General features: G+C 33.8%; 7 protein-coding genes. All 7 read right to left on the minus strand.

Translation table 11 applies throughout. The features are described from left to right. Positions 1-443, minus strand: a 443-nt coding sequence (locus AZ66_RS27625) for a hypothetical protein (RefSeq protein ID WP_044357841.1), incomplete at its 3' end; no start/stop codon positions are given. Continuing rightward, a complete protein-coding gene (locus tag AZ66_RS27630) occupies positions 440-631 on the minus strand; it encodes a helix-turn-helix domain-containing protein (RefSeq protein ID WP_044357842.1) in 192 nt (63 codons plus the stop codon). The genes AZ66_RS27630 and AZ66_RS27625, both read right to left, overlap by 4 nt. A gap of 206 nt (positions 632-837) precedes the next feature. Continuing rightward, positions 838-1,329, minus strand: a complete 492-nt coding sequence (locus AZ66_RS27635) for a hypothetical protein (RefSeq protein WP_044357843.1) — start codon at positions 1,327-1,329, stop codon at positions 838-840. 167 nt (positions 1,330-1,496) lie between these two features. Continuing rightward, a complete protein-coding gene (locus AZ66_RS27640) occupies positions 1,497-1,985 on the minus strand; it encodes a hypothetical protein (RefSeq protein ID WP_044357844.1) in 489 nt (162 codons plus the stop codon). A gap of 46 nt (positions 1,986-2,031) precedes the next feature. Then, the gene (locus tag AZ66_RS27645; RefSeq protein ID WP_044357845.1) at positions 2,032-2,871 is read right to left on the minus strand and encodes an FRG domain-containing protein; all 840 of its coding nucleotides are present in this window, start codon (positions 2,869-2,871) and stop codon (positions 2,032-2,034) included. A 51-nt stretch (positions 2,872-2,922) separates the two neighbouring features. Beyond that, the gene (locus AZ66_RS27650; protein WP_044357846.1) at positions 2,923-3,399 is read right to left on the minus strand and encodes a hypothetical protein; all 477 of its coding nucleotides are present in this window, start codon (positions 3,397-3,399) and stop codon (positions 2,923-2,925) included. 90 nt (positions 3,400-3,489) lie between these two features. Beyond that, a complete protein-coding gene (locus AZ66_RS27655) occupies positions 3,490-3,882 on the minus strand; it encodes a hypothetical protein (RefSeq protein WP_044357847.1) in 393 nt (130 codons plus the stop codon). Positions 3,883-3,963: the final 81 nt, after the last annotated feature.

A 3,963-nucleotide genomic window follows, 5' to 3' on the forward strand; every position in this document is an offset into this window, starting at 1 on the left:
ATATCTTGCATATAACCACTTGTTTGTACTGTTGATGTAGTAACTTTATGGGGGCTATAATCATCACTTTTGCAAAGTTTTATGTATCCGCTTTCATTTTTGTCCACATCAAAATAAGCTATTAGTGTTGCCATAGCCGCTGAATCATTATCTTTAAAGTAATCAGGATAGTCATTGAAAAATTGGCGATGTATGCGTAGGCTTTCTTTACTAGCTATTAACGCAATCTCTTCAATATTCTTCTCTTTAGCTTGTAACATAATTGAGTTTCTCAAATCCTCTGAACACATAACAATACCAGATGTAAATATTGAAACATATTCATTTATCTTGGTTAACTTCTTAAAATCATCTCTAACAATATCATTATTTCTTGTTACTCTCCCATCGGATGCGAGAACAACATAATTTCCAGGATTATTAGCTAAAATACATAAACTCATACAGACCACCCCGTTACAAAGTCAATATACTTTTGCAATCTCTTCTTTGAAAAGTTGACTTTCCCTCGTTCCCAATTGCTCACATGTGATAATTCACATCCTACATATTCAGCTATCTCTCGTAACTTGATCCTTTTCTTAATTCTCATTAATCTGTACTCCTCTTTTAGTATGCTGTCTTGAACCATGTTATTTCCTCCTTAATAGATATAAACGATAAAAAGCCAACTACTAAACAGTAGTCGGCAATACACTCATATTTGTTCGAATGTACTAATCGCTTTAATATTATAGATATATTATATACTATATTTGTCAAATTTAAGTAATTATTGATCGATTTACTATATATTTATTGAAAATATACGGGTGAAATGTTCTCCTTTAAAAATACTTAATCTACTTCATTCTTGGAGAACCAAGCGAAGAAGTTATCGACTATAAACTGTCCTGCCAAAATAAACGGCTCAATTTCTTCATCTACAATCTCTATTGTCTCCTTTACGTTGAAGTAAAGCCATTGTGCTATAACAACATTTAATTTGTTTATGTCTTCTGAGAGTTGTCTACTGTTCTTAAGATAATTATTGAAATCTTCTGACACTTCCAAACCATAATCATGCCACTCACCAATTCGTCTCATCAACGATAAGTATTTCTCCTCATAACTTTCCCTTTGATCTAGAATTCCGACCATAGAAGCAGCTATTGCGAAATAAAAATACCAATGATTTTCCTTATCCATAACTAATGGATGATCGGGTATATTTTTCACTAACGCTTGATAATAAGTATCTGATACTTCCAATGCCTGAACGAAGAGAAATCCGGTATAATCAGTTGAATTAGTTACTGATTCTTTCTGTTTTTTCTTTCTCCAGAACAAGTTTCCCCACCTCATAATAAATGAATTGTTTAATTATCTTCAAAAGGATTCAAAGCGAGATGATTTTCAATGCTTATTCTGTGCATGTCTTATACAATTCTTGATAATACCCTCAAAATTTTCAGTCGATTGTTTTTGTCCCTTTAACCAATTCTCCAGCTAAAACATTACTCGTTAACCTCCATGTTCTGAGGTTTTCCAATATAGTAATTACCCAACGTTCTTCTTTTCAATTTTGTACTATCCTCTTTATTGATGAAAGACTTTGCTTCATCTTTAGATCTTTCCCAGTCATGTTTCAACAGAATGCCTACACAATCACGGAAATCATCTAAAACACGCTGACTAGGGTCTCCCTTTTCAATTGTCTTCAATAACTCTATGATTTTCTTATCCAGAGTATTATCTTGTTCATCAAGTGGGTTTAGATTTAGAATTAGTTGTGCGGTTAGCTCCTTCAATTGCTGTTTATTATCTATGTTCTGAGAATATATTTTAGCAGCTATTTCTTTTACATTTTTTCTCCAAGTTGCTCGTTCTTCTGTTATGTACTTCAAAGCCATGTTTTTATTATTTGTACGAGTCGCCACAATCCCAGATACTATTGCAGCAAAAGCGGCTGAAGATATGAACGTTATGATTGAGCTACTATCCACTCGTGACCATCTCCTACTCTTCAAATTAATTGGCTCTATTGATTAATTACTTTACAGTGTTTTTATCAGCGAAGTACATTTGTCTTATCTCTTCATTATTAAAGTTAGGCACGCCTCTGCTATTTAGTCTCATATCATTGTTTCTCGAACTACTTTCATTAACGTATTTTGCAAGCCCCTCCAAGTCAGGAAACAATGAAAAATAGTTAAGCCCACAATGATTTAAATATCTTATTGCATCATTTTTAACTTCTGGTGGAAGATCAATGTATGTCAGTGCATTTGATTTGATTAGTTCACCATTAAACTCTTCATCTAAAGACAATAATGTATTACCTTGTAGAGTAAATGTTCCTCGCTGTCGCGAAATTCTACTGTTGTTTCTTGGAGGGTATATTGCAATTGATTTATTCGAAATTAATGAAAAATCTTGTAAACATTCTTCATACCGACCAATTGAATTTACATTCACCGCATTTGGCGTATCAATAGATAATCGATTTAATTCGGCTGGATCGAGCATCCATATTCTCGCGCAACTATTGCTATTATTCCAAGTCGCACATGCAAAAAATACGGCTACCGCAAATGACTCTGACCAGTCAAGAAGTCTAGTTTTAACACCATGGTGTTGCATTAGAAAGAGCAGTTCCCAGTCTCTAAGTTCGTTATAAAGATGAGAACCTAAGTTTCTAAACCCTGAATAGTTTCCAGCTTCAATGAACAAGTAACTCAAAAGATCATTGTGAATTTCTCTAAAGAGTCCAGATTTTAATTGATATGAAGAGTTGCTGTGCCCCCGGAACCAAACTCTGTTCATAAATGTTCTATCTTCAAAATCACAAACATTCTCAAGTATCTCCTGCCATTTCTTAGAGTATCCCATAACAGACTCCCCTTATCGTATTAGGATCCTAATATGCTTTAAATAAAATACTCATTTTACGATCATTAAGTTATATTGTTTAGTCGCCTCACCTGTCGAGACAACGAGTTTATTATTTCCATTTCGAATTGCAACAGATAATTTAACAATGAAGTGCTTTTTTATGTAATCTGTTGAATAGAAACTGACCATTTCTTTTTCTGGTTGCCCGTTATAAATCACTTTATCATTTAAAATCACTACCAGAGGATCAGCACTATTTACATACTTACCGTATAAATATAAATCAACTTTACTGCTACTGTGCTGAGAAAGGTTAATGTGGGCACTTGGTTGTTCGTCTAAACTGAACTCCTCATCATATGCACCACCAACTTCATTAAGCAGCATACCTACACCCACACTATAAAAATAAGTATGCGGATTCCCAAAAGTACTTTCTAGCTTATATCGAAGGTTATTAGGTACTTGCAATATTATCGCCACAATCAAAACGGCTAGAATACCCCCAATTATTTTCTTTTTCATGCAATTTGACTCCCTTAAATTATCAGGTTGAAAGCCTTTCACCACTTCAACTGTTTCACTTGCAGACTTCACAATAAATGAATTGTTTTATTATTTCTTGAGTAGTTGCTTATGCAGCTCCTCAAGTCTTCTATTACCTTTTTTGACAATATTATCAACACTTCCCTCTCGCACCCTGTAAAAATTCTCATGTAATTCTCCTGCTATATCTGCCTTAATTACTTCATCTAACAAATGATTTTCAGGATAATAGTTGATCCCCTTTTTAATATTAAATTGTTTATCTTCTGGATGAGGTCTTGGGGCGATTATAAAACTAGGAAGCGCGTCCGCAGATCCGTCTAGAGCTGCCAAGATAGAGAATGCCAATCCATTCAACTTATCTAATGAGTTTTTGTTGGTTGATTCCCAAAAACATATCAACTCTCTAATATGTTCTACGACTTCTGCAATAATTTCATCTTTCACTTTTTCACGACTCATACTTTTTCCTCCCAATTAATTTATCTTAACTCTTCAAAATAAGGATGCTACAATTTGTTTACATTGATATGACATTTTGAA

The organism is Paenibacillus sp. E194 (assembly GCF_000935845.1).
In the GTDB taxonomy this organism is placed as follows: Bacteria; Bacillota; Bacilli; order Paenibacillales; family Paenibacillaceae; genus Paenibacillus_B; species Paenibacillus_B alvei_B.